Consider the following 14863-nt stretch of genomic DNA (forward strand, 5'->3'; position numbering starts at 1 on the left):
GTCGCATCCATCGCAGTGTGCGACCGCCGTCGGGCGGTGAGCCATGTGTGGGCCCCGGAGATCCGGCGCCCGCGTGGAACGTTCTGCTGCCCTGCTTCTCGCGGGGCGGTGCGCAAGAGGAGGAAGACAATGATCAGTGGCTACCCGAATGTTTCGCAGGTGTTCGACGTTGACCCGCAGACCGCGGCCGAGGCATTCGACGTGATGATCCTGGACCCGGCGATTGCCGCCGACCTGATCCCGGCCGGGCCGCTGGTGCGCGCTCGGCCGACCCGATACGACGCCTGGCGCCGACTTCCCGCGACATTGCGGCAGGCGGGCGGGCGCGGGCGCGGAGTCGGTGTGGTCCTGGAACTGTTGCCCTGGTCGAATACGCGCTCCGAGCTGGCGATCCACACCGCGCAGCGCCCGGGCCTGATGGCGGAGCGCAGCGTCCAGGCCTACCTGCGGGCGGCCACGCGTTCGTTGGACACGCTGGCCGAGCTGCTGGGCACCGCCCGGGACCTGGCCGACCCGCTGATCGACGGGTGGGAGGCACGGGTGCCGACCGAGCTCGCCCAACGGGCCAGGGCGCTGCCCGAACCCCGCAGGGTCACCAAGTTGATCAACTGAGTCCTCGTCAGGTGGGCGGAGACATCTCCGCCCACCCGGGACGAACCACGGGCGTTACGGGGGGTGATCTCTGGGGCACCGGTGATCAACATGAGGAGGTGCGCTTTGCGCGCGAGCGGGTAGGACGCGGGGGAAGGGAGCCCCCGGTGAGCACGTACTCGCTGCACGTGGATGACGAGGCCGACCCGCCTGCGGCCGCCGTGGCCGGAGAGTTGGACCGAACCAACGTGGCCGCCTTTGCCGACGACCTGACCGCGGTGCCGGGCTCGCGGCCGGTCATTCTGGACATGAGCGAACTGCGTTATATCGACAGCACCGGCTTCGGGACCGTCATTCAACTGGTGGAACGACACCTGGTGGTCATCGTGCTCGCCCCGGTCAGCCTGCTGCGCCGGGCCGCCTCGGTGATGGGTCTGCCGTTCCACGATCACGTCGAGGCCGCGCGAATCGCGCTGCGGGGCGGCTGACTCCGCGATCGCCCACGATGCGGTGGTGGGAATGGCGCTGCCGGGCTTCTTGTTGGCTCCGTGGTTGAGCACGCCCGCCGAAAGGACCGCCGCCATGGGATTGAACGAGTGGAACCGCCGCATCATCGACGAGTTCCGTACCAACGACGGGCGCAACGCCGGTGACTTCGAGGGCGTCCCGATGATCATCGTCCACCACATCGGACGTAAGTCCGGGAAGACCTACGAGAACCCGCTGGTCTACCAACCGGGCCCGAACGGTCGGATGTACCTGATCGGGTCCTTCGGCGGCGCGCCCACGGACCCGGCCTGGTTCCACAACCTGCTGGCCGCCGGCCGCGCCAAGGTTGAGGTCGCGGGTGACACCTTCGAGGTCACCGCCACCGAGGTCACCGGTACCGAGCGTGACGAGGTGTTCGCCAAGCAGAAAGCGGCACTGCCGGCGTTCGGCGAGTACGAGAAGAAGACCGAGGGCGTTCGCACCATCCCGGTGCTGGCGCTCGACCGCCTCTGATACCCGCTGCTGCTCAGCGCAGTTCCTGGATGCGCAACAGATTGCCCGCGGGATCGCGCACCGCGCAGTCGCGCACCCCGTAGGGCTGTTCGGTCGGTTCCTGCACGATCTCCGCGTCGCCGGCCTGCAGCCGCTCGAACGTCGCGTCCAGGTCCTTGGTGGCCAGCAGCAGCCGGGCGTACGTGCCCTTGGCCATCATCTCGGTGATGACCTGTTTTTCGTCCTCGGTGATGCCGGGATCGGCGCTCGGCGGCTGCAGCACCACCGCGGTGGTGGGCTGGTCGGCCGGGCCGACGGTGATCCAGCGCATGCCGCCGTAGCCGACGTCCTGGCGTACCTCGAAACCCAATAGGTCGCGGTAGAAGGCCAGCGATGCCTCGGGATCGGAGTGCGGGAGGAAGCTCGAGTGAATGTTGATGTCCATGACGATCACGCTACGGGCGACGTCGCGGAGCGTGCTTCTCGATTCCTGACGGGTCTCGTCACGGTTTTCGCGATACATGCGGGCATACCGGCCGTGGCCTGCTGTTGCTTCTCCCGGTAGACACTGGGTGGCACGCCGACGAGTTCGGTGAAGCGCGTGGAGAACGTGCCCAGCGACTGGCAACCAACGGCGAAACAGACCTCGGTGACGTTCAGGTCCCCCCGCCGCAACAGCGCCATCGCCCGCTCGATCCGGCGGGTCATGAGATAGCTGTACGGCGACTCCCCATACGCCACCCTGAACTCACGGCTCAGGTGCCCGGCGGACATGTGCGCGTCGCGCGCCAGCCGCTCCACGTCCAGCGGCCGGGCGTACTCCCGATCAATGCGATCGCGCACGCGCCGCAGCCGCGCCAGCTCGCGCAGTCGATCCGCGGGCGTGTTTGTCACCCCCCGATCGTGGCACGTCCCACTCAGCCGTGGATGGCGTGCACCATGCTGGCCACCGACAACACGGCCATGACCACCGCCGCGATGCGGGTGATCAGGTGGATCGGCATCACGTTGAGCAGGGACTTTCCGCCCAGAATGGCCAGCAGTCCCACCGCCCACAGCCCCAACGTCGCCCCGATGGCGACGGCGAGCGGGTTGTCGTATTTCGCGGCGAGGTTGGCGGTCAGGATCTGGGTCAGATCGCCCCACTCGGCGATGAAGATAACCGCGAAGCCGCGGCTCGCAACCTGTTGAAAGCCGGCCGTGACTGCCAGGGCAGGTGCTTCCTCCTCGTCGGGTTCCTCGCGGGCCGAGCCCTCCCGCCAGACCAACACCGCGCCGACCAGGAACAGCAACGAGACGATCGCCTCAACGGGCCGGCGGGGCAGCAACGTCAATAACGAACCGGCTGCGACGGCAATGATCACGTGCGCGGCGAAGGCCGCGCCCACCCCGGCGAACACCCAACGCGCCGGGAAACGTGTGCCCAGCACCAGGCTGGCCACGGCGGTTTTGTCCGGCAGTTCGGCCACGAAGATCAGGCCGAATACGCTGAGCACGATCGACAGGTCGGACAACGGGCAGGCCTTCGGTTTCTGGTCGGCGGTGTTCGAGTCTCCCGTTCGCCTCCCCCGCCGTGCGCGGCGGGTTGCGTACGCTGGCCGGATGCAGGGCGAGGTGCCGACTGACCTGGCTGCCGCGATCAAGCAATGGCCCGTGGAGCTGCGCATCGCCGTCTCGCGCATGCTCAACGCCGACGCGGAGGTGCTCGGCGCGCTCGGCGAGACCGCACCGCCGGCGCCGGAAGATCTCCGACTGGACCAGGACGGCTACCGGGTGGCGTTGAACCTGGCCGAGACGGAGCAGGAAGTCGCGGCTGCGGTGTTGCGCCGGTGGTCGGCACAGATCGGCGTCGACGCGGTGTCGTTGGGCATGGTGGACCGGGACGACGGCACGTTGAGCATCCTGTTCGTGGGTGAGATCCCCGGTGAGTACCGCGACCGGTACCACTCCGTCGCCGTAGACGGCCCCGGACCCATGGCCGAGTCTGCTCGTACCGGTCACCCGATCGTCATCGAGGACACCGGCCGCAGCGAGCCGCGGCACCGCACTGTGCTGCAGGACTTCGACGACGTGGTGCGCGCGCTGATCTTCCATCCATTGCGCGATTCCGCCGGGGTGCTGATCGGGGCGCTGGGACTGGGCTGGTTCCAACCACGCACCATCGCCCCCGCCGAGGTCGAGGCCACCGGGCGATCCATGGGGTTGGCCGGGTCCGCGCTGGCCCGGGTCCGGGCCGCGGAACGGGAACGGCGCATCGCCATCGATCTGCAGGACCACCTGCTGGACCTGAACCGATCGTCCACCGCGGTCGCCGTGGCCGCGGCCTACCAGCCGGCCGCCGAGGCCATGCGCGTCGGCGGCGACTGGTACCTGGTCAAACCAGCGGAGGACCCGAACCGGGTCGCCTTCTGCGTCGGTGACGTGGTGGGCCTGGGTCTGCCCGCCGCCACCGTGATGAGCCGGCTGCGCAGTGCCATCGCCGCGGCGTCGCGCACCCTGGTCGATCCGGTGCCCGTCCTGGACCTGGCGGAGCGCTACGCCCGCACGTTGCGGGGTGCCGAGTGCGCCACCGTGGCCTACGCGGTGTTCGACGTCGCCGACCACACGCTGGACTACCTGTGTGCGGGTCACCCGTACCCGTTGTTGGTCGAGCCGGACGGGAAAGTCCGCTACCTGACCGAGGGCCGTCGACCGCCGCTGTCCGCGCTCGCCCACCCGCCCGACGAACCGCCGGGCACGGTCTCGGTGCCGGAGGGGTCGTTGCTGGTCCTCTACACCGACGGGCTGATCGAACGCCGCGGGGAGGACCTGGACCGTGGGCTGGCGCGGCTGGCCGCGGCGGCGGAGGGGTGCGCCGGCTTGGACACCGGAACGGCGTGTGCGCAACTGCTGAAGCGGATGGCGCCGCCGGGCGGGTTCACCGATGACGTGGCCCTGCTGGCCGTGCGACCGACGGGCACCACGCCGCGCAGTTTCGTCCGGGTGCTGCCCGCGGAGTTGACCGAGATGGGCGCGGTGCGCCGGCAGTTGCGCGACTGGCTGGCCGAGGTCTGCCCGGACCCCTCGATCCAGCACGACGTACTGGTCAGCGCCGGCGAGGCGTTGGCCAACGCCGTCGAGCACGGCAGCGAACGCTACCCGGGCACCACCGTCTCGCTGGAGGTCTTCACCGGGCCGGACGGGGTCTTCGTCACGGTCGGGGACAGCGGTTGCTGGTCGCAGGATTCCTCGGCGAGTCAGCGGCATGCGTTGCGCGGACGGGGCATCAAACTCATCCACGCGCTGAGCTCCCACGTGCAAACCACCCGCACCGCGCACGGCACCCGGGTGACCATGCATCACGGCTGCACGTGCGCCCCGGCGAGCGGGGTCTGAGGGGTACCGGGCCAGGTCATTCTTGCGGTCCGCTGCGATGAGGTGGAGGCTCGTCACATGTCGACCCCGGAGGCGAACAAGGCGCTGGTGCGCCACTTCTACGAGCAGATCGACGCCGGCAACCTCGAGGTGATCGATGAGTTGGTGGCCGAGGACTATCTCGACCACGGCCCGCCGCCGTTCCCGATGCCGCCCGGCCGGGAGGGCGTGAAGGAGTCCTTCCGGTTGTTCTGGGCGACCACCCCCGGCGTGCACGTGATCGAGGACCAGATCGCCGAGGACGACAAGGTCGTGACGCGACTGACCTGCCGCGGTCAGCACACGGGGGACCTGCCGGGCATCCCGGCCACCGGCAGCGAGATGGAGATGACCGCGACGGTGATCCATCGGATCGTTGATGGCAGGCTGGTCGAGAAATGGTCCAACAAGGACGTGCTGCGCATGTTGCAGCAGCTCGGCGTGATCCCACCGATGGGGCCGCCCGGCTGAGCCGAGCGCACGAGGAACGGGGGGCACATTGACCGGGTCAACCTGCACACACCTGGAAACGATCACCGGCGCGGCACCCAGCGATGCCGCCGGCTGCCACGAGTGCCTGAAGATGGGCGGCCGCTGGGTGCACCTGCGCCGATGCGCGCAGTGCGGGCACATCGGCTGCTGCGACAACTCGCCGGGCAAGCACGCCACCGGGCACTTCCACGACAGCGCGCACCCGCTGATCCAGTCCTTCGAGCCGGGCGAGGACTGGTACTGGTGCTATGTCGATGACCTGGGATTCGAGTTGGCGGGCGACACCAACAGTCCGTCACACCCCTGAGCCGGCGGCGAAGTGCTGGTCATCTTGGTCGCGGCGCTGCGCGAGATCATCTCCACGCGTCCGGCCCTGAGTGATCTGATCGACGAGCCGTCCTCGCAGTGGTTGAACGGGTGCGCCGCGTTGGACGGACACGGGTTCGTGCTCACCAACCGTTCCCTGACGGAGGATCAGCTCAATGGCTCCCGGGCGATGCTGGGTCGAGCGCCGCTACCGTTCGAGACCAGCCACCCCGGGCTGTTTGCGGTGGGGGATCTGCGGTCGGTTTCGACGAAGCGGGTGGCCGCGGCGGTCGGCGAGGGATCCGCGGCGGTCCGCGCGGTACACGAGTACCTGGCCTTCGATTCCTGATTTCATGACCTGCTGAGTAATCGCGCCACGCCCGTCCTCCCGTCGAAGATCGCTGCAGGAAACCGCAGCAACCCCAGGGAGCATGGCAGCATGAGCGTCGCGATGAACGATGCCGACATGATCTATGCCGAGGACCTCACGCCCGGTCAGCAGTTCCTGTTCGGCAGTTGGACCGTGACCGAGGACGAAATCATCGCCTACGGCACCGCGTGGGACCCGCAGCCGATTCACGTCGACCGGGAGGCCGCGGCCGCCGGGCCGTTCGGTGGGGTGATCGCCAGCGGCCTGCACACCCTCGGCATCTACCAACGCCTGCTGTGGGAGGCGATGGGCGGGCGGTTGGCCAGCAAGGCCGGCAGGGAACTCCGCTTTCGACTGCTCCGCCCGGTCCGTCCCGGCACCACGTTGACCGGCGCGGCCGAGATGCGGACCATCACGCCACGACCGGAACGGGGCGACGCGGTGCTGCACTGGACGGCCTGGCTCGTCGACGCAGAGCAGCGGGTGTTCGAGATCGACGGCGAGGCGATCATCTTCCTGCGCCCGAGCTGAGCAGTTACCGTGGCGGCACCTTGCCCAGCACCCACGTCATCGCCGCCTTGAACGCGATCGGCGCGGCCCGGAAGGCGTTGATGTCGTGCCCCACGCCGGGGATCAGTACGGCGTCGATGGACGGGGCCCCGGGCAGGAATGGCTTCTCCTGCTCGACAATCCGCGCCGCGGACGAGCAATCGGTCCCGACGTCCACGGGTTGCTGTTGACAAAAGATCCCGTCCAGATCCCCGTTGAGCAGGAACACCGGGACGTTGATGTTCAGGACCACGTTCTCGACCAGGTAGTAGTTGTCGATCTCGTGCTGGGACACAGTGCCCTTCGTCGCGGCGTCCCGGTCGATGATCCGCGGGTCGACGGCGGTGCTCGGGTCGTAGTACAGCTGCCGGTGGGTGCCCGGCCGCGGCGTCACGTACCCCGGATCCAGACCACTACCTGCGAACTGCGGATCCAGCGCCGCCGGGTACACGCTGGACTCGATGACGAACGGGGTGCGGTTGTTCACCTTGTGGGTGAAGCCGGTGAGCAGCACGGCGTCCACGTCCCGGAACCGGTGCGCCTCGATCATGCTGGTGTAACTGCCGTAGGAGTGACCCACCAGCACCACCTTGCCGAACGCGGGATGTGATCCGCCCGGCCCCTCAACCGCACCGGCGCGCAGCGCCTGCACGACGTTGTGCAGGGCGGTGGAGTTGGAGGTGATGTCGACGAAGTTGCTCAGCGGGTGGCTGCTGTCACCATTGCCCAGTCGGTCGATCGCCGCGGTCGCATAGCCCGCCTTGGCCGCGGCCGCCTCCCACGAATAGGTGTCGGCCTTGGGGTTGTCGGGGTCGGCGATGTTCCAGTACCGGTGGCTGTAGGTGATGCCGTGGGTGAGCACCTGCACCGTGGTCGCCTTCCCCCCGGTGGGCAGGCAGAGCTTCACCACCACGTACTGCTCGCTCTTCTCCTTCTCGAAGGTGTTGCCGATGTCCGAGCCGGGTGCGAAGTAGATCCCCGGCTGCAGGGCCACGGGCACCTTGCTGAGGTGGCAGGAGCGCCCGTTGTCCGGGGCCACCGACGCGGCCACCAGGCCCGGATCGGAATTGGGTCCCGCGTGCGCGGGGGTGGGCGCGGCGAGCACGAGCGCGGCTACGACGAGGCCGCGGATGTACAGGGATCGCTTCATGGGATCTCCAAGCGCCGGGTCCCCCCAGCACGTATCGCAGCACGCCGCGGCTAATTACGCCAGGTCAAAGGCGTGTGGGACCGGGCCAACGGCGCGAGCAAGGTGCTCGTCCACCCGAACTGACGGGTGCGTCAGTACAGCTGGATCGAGATGCTGCCAACGCCGGCGTCGATGTTGCTGGTGCGCACCGTGATGATGAGCACCCATTGGCCGGGGATGGACAGCGGCGCCTTGCGCACCTCGTAGGAACCGACCGCGAGCTTGACCACCGTCAGCGGGATCGGCTCGACGCCCGCCGTGGGCAGCCCGGCGCGGACCTCGACCGCGGCGGCCTTCACCGGCTTGCCGTTGCGGGTGGTGCTGATCTCGATGGTGGGGGTGCCGGCCATCGGGTTGGTCACCCGGACCTCGACGTGCACGCCGATCGGTAGGTCCGTCGCGCCGGAGGCCACCGCTGGCATGGACGCCATGCCCGCCATGCCGGCCATCGCCGAGTCGCTGTGTGCACCGACCGGCCCGGGATTGGTCACCACCAGCGCACTGGTCGCGACCAGTACCGCGGCCCCGATGCCCACCTCCGCGAACACGCCCTGACGCATGCGCGTCATGGTCGCCGTCGCATCGTCGGTCACATAGCGCTGCACGCGGCGTCGGCCGAGGTTGCCCAGGGCCACCATCAGCGCCAACAGTCCGACCTTGAGCAGCACCCATTGGCCGTAGCTGTGGTGCACCAGCGCGTGCACCGAGCGCAGTTCCCGCCAGGCCTGGATCACCCCGGTCGCCACCAGCACCACCACCGACGCCATGGCCAGCCGCGACCATCGCCGCAGCACCGTTACGCACCCCTCGGGCGGCGCGGGCAGTACACAGGCGGCCAACACCGCCAGCCCGCCCAACCAGATCGCGACCGCGCTCAGGTGCGCCACGTCGTCGGCCAACGTCAGCCCCGGCCACCGCCCCACCGCGGGATGTCCGGCCTTGGAGTAGCCCAGGGCCAGCGCGACCGCGGCGACCAGCCAGGCCAGCGCCAGCTGCCGGCGCGGTTGCGTGCGCCACCACGCCCACAGTCCTGCGGCCAACACCGCGCAGAGAATCCGCTCCTCGGCGGCGTGCCCGTACGGGGTGCGCAGCACGTCGGAGATCGAGCCGTCGTGCAGCGCGGAGGCGAAGGAGTTCCCGGTGGACCGGGCCGCCTGCACCGGCAACCCGACCAGTGCCGCGGCCACCACCGCCACCGCGCCCGCGGTCGGCAGGTGCACCAACCGCCGCGACGTGCGTCCGGCCGGCCAGCAGATTCCCACGAACACCGGCACGCCGATCACGCCGATGGCCCCCGCGTAGGAGACCCAGCGATCGATGCCGCCGGCGGCCCGTAGCCCGGTGCCGGGTTTTTGCGTCACCACCAAGGGCGGGGCGGCGCCCGGCGCCACCGTCCCCACGGTGAACGCGATCGAGCCGCCCACCGGGTGGGTGTCGGCCGAGACCACCCGGTAGCTCACCACGTAGGCGCCGTCGCTGATCGCGGGTAGCGGTACCCGGACTGTGGAGCCCACGCTCGTCGCGCCGGGCAGCGTCGTGTTCTTGCCGGTGGCATCGACGAGTTTCAGCCCGTCCCGGACCAGGGTGACGTGTTCGGAGAAGGTGAACGAGACATGATCGGGGGCCCTGGCCAGATGCGCGCCTGAGGGTGGGTCGGTGGAGATCAGCGCCGCGTGGGCGGCGGCCGGTCCGGCGGCGCCGACCAGCAGACCGAGCCACGCGACGAGGAAGGCCAGGACAGCTGTCCCCCGGCGCGCGGATCGCATCCCTCAGTAGTCGTCATAAACCCCGGGGGAGTTCCCTCCAGAGACAAGCCGGGCGAATTCCCGGGTGCGGGGAACCGGGGTGGGGTTTCTGACGACTTCTTGTCCATGACTTCCTGCTCTCGTCCTGCGTACCTGGTCCGGGTCGGCGGCCTGGTGCTGGCGAGCGCCACCGCCGCGGTCCTGTTCGGGCCGTCGATCGCCTGGGCGCACGTCACCGTCCACTCCGCGGAGGCGGTGCGCGGCGGCGAGGACGCCGAACTGGTGTTCCGGGTGCCGAACGAGTCCGACAACGCGCGCACCACGAAGATCGAGGTCAACCTGCCCACCGACACCCCAATGCTGGGCGTGTCGGTGGACCCGCCGTCGGGCTGGTCGGCGAAGACCTCGCAGACCGACCTGCCGAGTCCGGTGGACACCGACGACGGACCGGTGAACAGCGTGGTGTCCAAGATCGTGTTCAGTGGCAGCAGCATCAGTGGCGATGAGTACGTGGACTTCCCGATCGCGGTGGGCAAGCTGCCGGACACCCCGCAACTGGTGTTCAAGGTGCTGCAGACCTACAGCGACGGCAACGTCGTGCGCTGGATCGAAGAGGGTTCGGACGCGCCCGGCGCCCAGGAGCCCGAGCACCCGGCGCCCTCGATCAAGCTCGCGCAGGGCGGCGAGGACTCCGACGCCGTCGCACCGTCCGCCTCGCCGAGCGCATCCGCCGGCAGCGGCCCGTCGGTCAGTGCCGCCTCCTCGGCCACGGACGACTACGCCAGCAAGAACGATGTGAAGGTCGCGCTGGCCGTGGGCGTCGTGGGTGCGGCGCTCGGTCTGCTGGGCCTGGGCACCGCGTTCGCCAAGCGCCGCTGAGACACCCGCCCTGCCGGGGCGGTGTCTCGGTCTGTTAAGCCAACATTCCTGCGCCCTTGTCGTGGGCGTGTCCGCCCCACGCCATAGCGTGTCGATGCTGGCCGCGTGTGGGGGTTGACGAAAGCTCTGGCTGCAATCACGCTTCCCGCGGTTGTGTTCGCCGCGGCTCCGGCGGCTGGGTCCGCTGTGTCGGCCGTACCGATGGCCGAAAAGTCCGTCCGTGTCCTGCCGACCTCGAATGTCTTACCGGGCAAGCAAACCGCGCTACCGCGCAATTTCCTGATGGTGGGTCACCGCGGCAACACCGACGATGCGCCGGAATCCACCCTGCCCGCCTTCGCGAAAGCGATCGAGCGCGGCGACGATGGCATTGAGTTCGACGTGCGATGGACATCCGATGGACATGCCGTCGTCATGCATGACGATCTGGTCGACCGCACCACCAACGGCCACGGATACGTCACCGACCTGACCGAAAGTCAGATCGAGCGGCTCGATGCGGGCTCCTGGTTCTCCCCGCTCTACCTCGGCACCCGCGTGCCGACTGCCGCGGCGGCGCTGCAAGAGATCGTGCAGCGGTCATCGACCGTTTCCGCGTTCGTTCACGTCAAGGTGATGCCGACGTCCGAGCAGGCCGCCGCGTTGGTGCGGGCTGCCTCGGTGCTCGGTGACCGCGCCACATTCATGGTGGAACATGACAACGTGGCGGCGGTGCTGCGCGCGGCCGGGGCCACCCGGTTCGGATTGATGGTGCACCGGCCGGCGCAGTGGAACGCCACGGGATACCAGGTCTTCGTGCCGTACTCCGCGGTTGACCCGAACCTGGTCACCGCCGAGCGCATCGCGGCCGCCCGCGCCCGGGGAATCGCGGTGATCCCGGTGCTCGGGTATCCGATGACGCTGGAGCGGGCGATCGCCGACGACGCCGATGGCGTCTACACCGACGCCGACATCGACTGCGCGCGCCCGTTCGGACTGTCGATGTGCCACGCGGCGGTGCCCGCACCGGAGCGCCGCTGACCGGCCGTTATTCCAGCCCGGAGTTGACCGACGCCTCGTCGGTGGTCTGCCGTCGCGAATCGTTGCGGAAGCCGTCGATGCCCCCGGCCAGCAGCACGGCGATGAACAGCACGAAGACGGCCATGCCGAGGCCGATCAGGATGGGCGTGGTGATCATCGAGTTCCGCTTTCGTTGTGCTGTCGCTTTCTCGGGTCAGACGTGGCCGGCGGCCTCGGCGTTGCGAGGAAACCCGGGAATCATCCGAGCGATGTGCGGCATGGCCCGTTCGATGGAGGCCGGTGGCCGACTATGCCGCGGCGGTTACCTGCGTGCCGACCACGACCGCCAGCAGGATGTCGAGCGTCTGCTTCATCGTGTGGATCTCCGCGGTCAGCGCCGATACCTGACGCTCCAACCCGGCGACCCGCAGCTCCAGTGACAGGGTGGTGCTGGGTGCGGCCATGACCTGACGCATCGGTGCGCCTCGCCTTCTGCTCGGTCGGTGCTGACCTTTGCAGTCTGATGACCGAACGCCGAGGCGCCATTGGTCGAAGAGCCGATGCGTAACCGGGGCAGATCGGGGCTCTGTCGCCCGGGATGCTCGTCCTCGGGCAATGCCATGACCCATTCGCACCTGAGGGGAGCGACAGTGTCTGAGTACACCGAGGTCGGCACCGGCACCGCGGTCTTCACCGATGACCGCCTCATCGAAGGACCGTTGGTATTCCTGGACTCCCCGCGCGCGGTCATCGACTTCGTCGTCAACGGCGACGTGGCGAACACGATCGTGCTGGCCCGCGGTGGCACCACCACGTTCCTGACCCCTGCGTTGACGGCCGGCGTCAAGGGCGTGATCACGCTGCAGGGTGCGCCGGAGTCGCACCTGGGCATTCTGTCCCGCGAGTACGGCATCCCCGCGGTGATGGGCGTGACCTTCACCTGCGGCGTGCGCAGCTCCCGCGGCGAGGTCATCCCCGCGGACGGTGTGCGGGTGCGGCTGGACATCGCCGGCAGGGCGGGCCGGGTGCTGGTCGAACCGGGCGCTCCCATCGACGACTCCCCGGTGCCCACCCCGGACGCCGACACCGTCGCACTGATGGCGCAGATTCAGCTGCTGCTGCAGCAGTTCCAGGGCACCGTGCCGCACGGCACCGCGGGCGACGAGATGATCCGCGCGGAGTTCGTCACCGACGTGCTGACGCTGACCGAGGAGAACACCCACCGCGACCTCACGGTGGAGGAGATCAACGAACTTCTGCGCTACTTCAACTGGAACATCTGGGATTTCCTCGCGCTGCGCGCCACCGAGGGCGAATCCGGTCTGATCCCCCGTCAGGAATACGAGTGCTTCGGCTGCGTGCACGACTGGCAGCGCTACCCGGCCTGGTTCCGGCTGATCCTGGACGAAATCGGCGTGGATGGCGTCATCGAGATGGGGTCGCTCGCCCGTCGCGAGCCCGCGAACAAGGTGAACCTCCTGCACACCTGGTGCACCATCGCCACCCCGTTGTTCGGCCGCGGCATCCTCGGTGAGCTCGGCGTCGAGAACACCGACCAGCGCGCGGAGGACGTCCGAATTGTGCTGCAGTTCGCCCGCTCGCTGTACAAGGGCGTGTGGGGCGACGGCCCGATGTTCACCTCGATGCGCAACTACCGCGCGCCGTTGTTGGATCAGGTGTGGCTGGACCGGTTCCTCGCCGACGTGGCGCCGCTCGGCGGCGACCGCGAGTTCTTCACCTCGTTCAACGCCTCCACCGAGATGCTTGGTTTCCTGCTCTACCTGGACAACCGCTCCGGCCTGCACGACTCCGGACCCTACGACCTGGGCGACGGCCGATTCATGATCGTGCGCGACCACTTCCTGCGCGACGACATCTACCACTGGCACGACGTCGCGGCGAACCTGCCGCACTGCATCACGCAGGCCATGGTGTTCCACCCCGAACCCGGCCTGCAGTGCAAGCTGATGGACGGCGGCACGCTGTTCACCGAGCCCGCGAACTACCTGCGCTACCTGACCGATGTGGCGGTCTACGTGCGGCAGGAGTGGGACACCCCGGCGAGTGAGATCCGACGTATCGACCGTGCGGAGATGGAGTCGATCCTCGCCGAGTGCAAGACGGTCACCGACCGGCTCTACCAGCGGCTGGCCACCATGTCCGGGCGCGACAAGATCATTTGGGGTGCGCAGGTCTACTACGCCGAGTTCATCGCGCCGTTCGCCCGCGCCGCGGGGGTCTGGCAGGAAATGCTCGACGAGCACGCCTTCTGGGAGTGGGACGAGATCACCGCCAACGCATACTTCCCGCTGGTGCGTGAGCAACTCGGCGTGCAGATGGTCGGCAAGTTGTTCCTGTCCGGCGGCGGCTACCCGCCGCTGTCCGCCGGTGCGCTGGTCGAGGTTGAACTCGCGGACCTGCACCGGGTGGCGCTGCGCGGCATGCTGCCCGACCTGGGGGTCGGGGTGGATGCGGAGCTGCTGGAGAAGTCCGGGCTGATCTGTTCGACCCCGCAGGGTTTCCTGATCACCGAGGAGGGCCTGGCCAAGCACGAGGCGCTGCTGTCCGCCGAACGCACCGCACTCGACCTGGAGGCCCTCAAGCCGGTGTACGAGCGCTTCCTGTCCGCCAACGGCCAGTTCAAGGCGCTGAACATTCGGTGGCTGGACTCCGACGATGGCGGCAAGTGGGGATTGGTCGACCAGCTCTCCTCCCTGGTCCGACGCATCGAGCCCGCCCTGGACTCCACCACTGAGGTGTTGCCGCGCTTCGCGGGGTACAAGCCGCGGTTGGCCGCCGCGCTGGCCCTGGTCGAGGACGGGAAGTTCGAGTACCTGACGGCGCCCGCGCTGGACTCGGTGCACACCGTGTGGATGGAACTGCACGAGGACTACCTGCGCACCCTCGGCATCAGCCGGGAGGAGGAGGGCTCCTACTGAGCCCTAAAGCCGCTGCGCCAACCGCGCCGCGGCCGGCTGACCGCTGCGCGGGGCATATCCAATGCGGGCCGGCTATCCTGCGCCCGTGGAGGAGAACACGGCACTGCATCTCGTCGACCAACTGCGTGACCGCGGTATCGACGCACACCTGTACCAGAGCCCGACCGGCGCCCGCGGCTACGGCATCCGGATCGGCCTGCGCGACGGCCTCTCCGATAGGATCGGCGAAGCTCGAGGTTTCGAACAGGAGAGTTGGGCGGCAACCAGAGCGCCGCAAGGGAGGCGGCCTCGTCTTCTTTGAAACATTTAGCGAAATTCGGGTTCGTTTTGTAAGGTCCGCTGCGCAGGTCAAATCAGTCTGAATTTACCCAAAGCGATAGCGCCGCCGCCGCAGCGGTTCCAAAGCCAGCATCGTTTGCACGGTTTGACG

Annotated in this window: 19 protein-coding genes; 12 read left to right on the forward strand and 7 right to left on the reverse strand. The window is 68.6% G+C overall.

The window, feature by feature from the left end; translation table 11 throughout:
• Positions 1–129 precede the first annotated feature (129 nt).
• The 3 genes from VGJ14_14025 (at position 130) to VGJ14_14035 (ending at position 1593) form a co-directional block, all read left to right on the forward strand.
• Positions 130–612, forward strand: a complete 483-nt coding sequence (locus tag VGJ14_14025) for a hypothetical protein (GenBank protein ID HEY2833541.1) — start codon at positions 130–132, stop codon at positions 610–612.
• 146 nt (positions 613–758) lie between these two features.
• A complete protein-coding gene (locus tag VGJ14_14030) occupies positions 759–1079 on the forward strand; it encodes an STAS domain-containing protein (protein HEY2833542.1) in 321 nt (106 codons plus the stop codon).
• Between the two features lie 94 nt (positions 1080–1173).
• A complete protein-coding gene (locus VGJ14_14035) occupies positions 1174–1593 on the forward strand; it encodes a nitroreductase family deazaflavin-dependent oxidoreductase (protein HEY2833543.1) in 420 nt (139 codons plus the stop codon).
• Between the two features lie 13 nt (positions 1594–1606).
• Here the strand turns inward: VGJ14_14035 and VGJ14_14040 are convergent, their stop codons facing one another.
• From VGJ14_14040 to VGJ14_14050, 3 genes are read right to left on the reverse strand one after another with little or no spacing between them, the layout of a single operon-like run.
• Complete coding sequence (locus VGJ14_14040; GenBank protein HEY2833544.1) at positions 1607–2017, reverse strand: VOC family protein; 411 nt, start codon at positions 2015–2017, stop codon at positions 1607–1609.
• A 5-nt stretch (positions 2018–2022) separates the two neighbouring features.
• Positions 2023–2466, reverse strand: coding sequence for a helix-turn-helix transcriptional regulator (locus VGJ14_14045; GenBank protein HEY2833545.1), 444 nt, complete (start codon positions 2464–2466; stop codon positions 2023–2025).
• Between the two features lie 23 nt (positions 2467–2489).
• Positions 2490–3086: a TMEM165/GDT1 family protein gene (locus VGJ14_14050; protein HEY2833546.1), complete on the reverse strand. Its 597-nt coding sequence runs from the start codon at positions 3084–3086 to the stop codon at positions 2490–2492.
• A gap of 88 nt (positions 3087–3174) precedes the next feature.
• Here VGJ14_14050 and VGJ14_14055 point away from each other — a divergent pair, with 88 nt between their 5' ends.
• From VGJ14_14055 to VGJ14_14075, 5 genes are all read left to right on the forward strand, one after another.
• Complete coding sequence (locus VGJ14_14055; protein HEY2833547.1) at positions 3175–4947, forward strand: SpoIIE family protein phosphatase; 1773 nt, start codon at positions 3175–3177, stop codon at positions 4945–4947.
• A gap of 57 nt (positions 4948–5004) precedes the next feature.
• Positions 5005–5436: an ester cyclase gene (locus VGJ14_14060; GenBank protein HEY2833548.1), complete on the forward strand. Its 432-nt coding sequence runs from the start codon at positions 5005–5007 to the stop codon at positions 5434–5436.
• 28 nt (positions 5437–5464) lie between these two features.
• Positions 5465–5764, forward strand: a complete 300-nt coding sequence (locus tag VGJ14_14065) for a UBP-type zinc finger domain-containing protein (GenBank protein ID HEY2833549.1) — start codon at positions 5465–5467, stop codon at positions 5762–5764.
• Between the two features lie 12 nt (positions 5765–5776).
• Entirely contained in the window at positions 5777–6112 is a 336-nt protein-coding gene (locus VGJ14_14070; protein HEY2833550.1) for a hypothetical protein, read from the forward strand.
• Between the two features lie 90 nt (positions 6113–6202).
• Positions 6203–6664 (forward strand): MaoC/PaaZ C-terminal domain-containing protein, encoded by a 462-nt coding sequence (locus tag VGJ14_14075; protein HEY2833551.1) that lies wholly within the window; start codon positions 6203–6205, stop codon positions 6662–6664.
• Between the two features lie 4 nt (positions 6665–6668).
• Here the strand turns inward: VGJ14_14075 and VGJ14_14080 are convergent, their stop codons facing one another.
• Both VGJ14_14080 and VGJ14_14085 read right to left on the reverse strand, forming a co-directional pair.
• Complete coding sequence (locus VGJ14_14080) at positions 6669–7832, reverse strand: alpha/beta hydrolase (GenBank protein HEY2833552.1); 1164 nt, start codon at positions 7830–7832, stop codon at positions 6669–6671.
• Between the two features lie 131 nt (positions 7833–7963).
• Positions 7964–9637, reverse strand: a complete 1674-nt coding sequence (locus tag VGJ14_14085) for a copper resistance protein CopC (protein ID HEY2833553.1) — start codon at positions 9635–9637, stop codon at positions 7964–7966.
• A gap of 105 nt (positions 9638–9742) precedes the next feature.
• On the opposite strand from VGJ14_14085, the gene VGJ14_14090 reads away from it, so the two are divergent.
• A complete protein-coding gene (locus tag VGJ14_14090) occupies positions 9743–10495 on the forward strand; it encodes a YcnI family protein (GenBank protein HEY2833554.1) in 753 nt (250 codons plus the stop codon).
• A 201-nt stretch (positions 10496–10696) separates the two neighbouring features.
• Positions 10697–11515 (forward strand): glycerophosphodiester phosphodiesterase family protein, encoded by an 819-nt coding sequence (locus VGJ14_14095; GenBank protein ID HEY2833555.1) that lies wholly within the window; start codon positions 10697–10699, stop codon positions 11513–11515.
• A gap of 7 nt (positions 11516–11522) precedes the next feature.
• On the opposite strand, the gene VGJ14_14100 is transcribed toward VGJ14_14095, so the two are convergent.
• Positions 11523–11672, reverse strand: coding sequence for a hypothetical protein (locus VGJ14_14100; GenBank protein ID HEY2833556.1), 150 nt, complete (start codon positions 11670–11672; stop codon positions 11523–11525).
• A 130-nt stretch (positions 11673–11802) separates the two neighbouring features.
• Positions 11803–11970, reverse strand: coding sequence for a hypothetical protein (locus tag VGJ14_14105; GenBank protein ID HEY2833557.1), 168 nt, complete (start codon positions 11968–11970; stop codon positions 11803–11805).
• A 174-nt stretch (positions 11971–12144) separates the two neighbouring features.
• Here VGJ14_14105 and VGJ14_14110 point away from each other — a divergent pair, with 174 nt between their 5' ends.
• Both VGJ14_14110 and VGJ14_14115 read left to right on the forward strand, forming a co-directional pair.
• Positions 12145–14433 (forward strand): PEP-utilizing enzyme, encoded by a 2289-nt coding sequence (locus VGJ14_14110; protein HEY2833558.1) that lies wholly within the window; start codon positions 12145–12147, stop codon positions 14431–14433.
• 85 nt (positions 14434–14518) lie between these two features.
• On the forward strand, positions 14519–14734 hold the full coding sequence (locus tag VGJ14_14115) for a hypothetical protein (protein HEY2833559.1): 216 nt from the start codon (positions 14519–14521) through the stop codon (positions 14732–14734).
• Positions 14735–14863: the final 129 nt, after the last annotated feature.

The sequence above is a fragment of the Sporichthyaceae bacterium genome, from assembly GCA_036493475.1.
In the GTDB taxonomy this organism is placed as follows: domain Bacteria; phylum Actinomycetota; class Actinomycetes; order Sporichthyales; family Sporichthyaceae; genus DASQPJ01.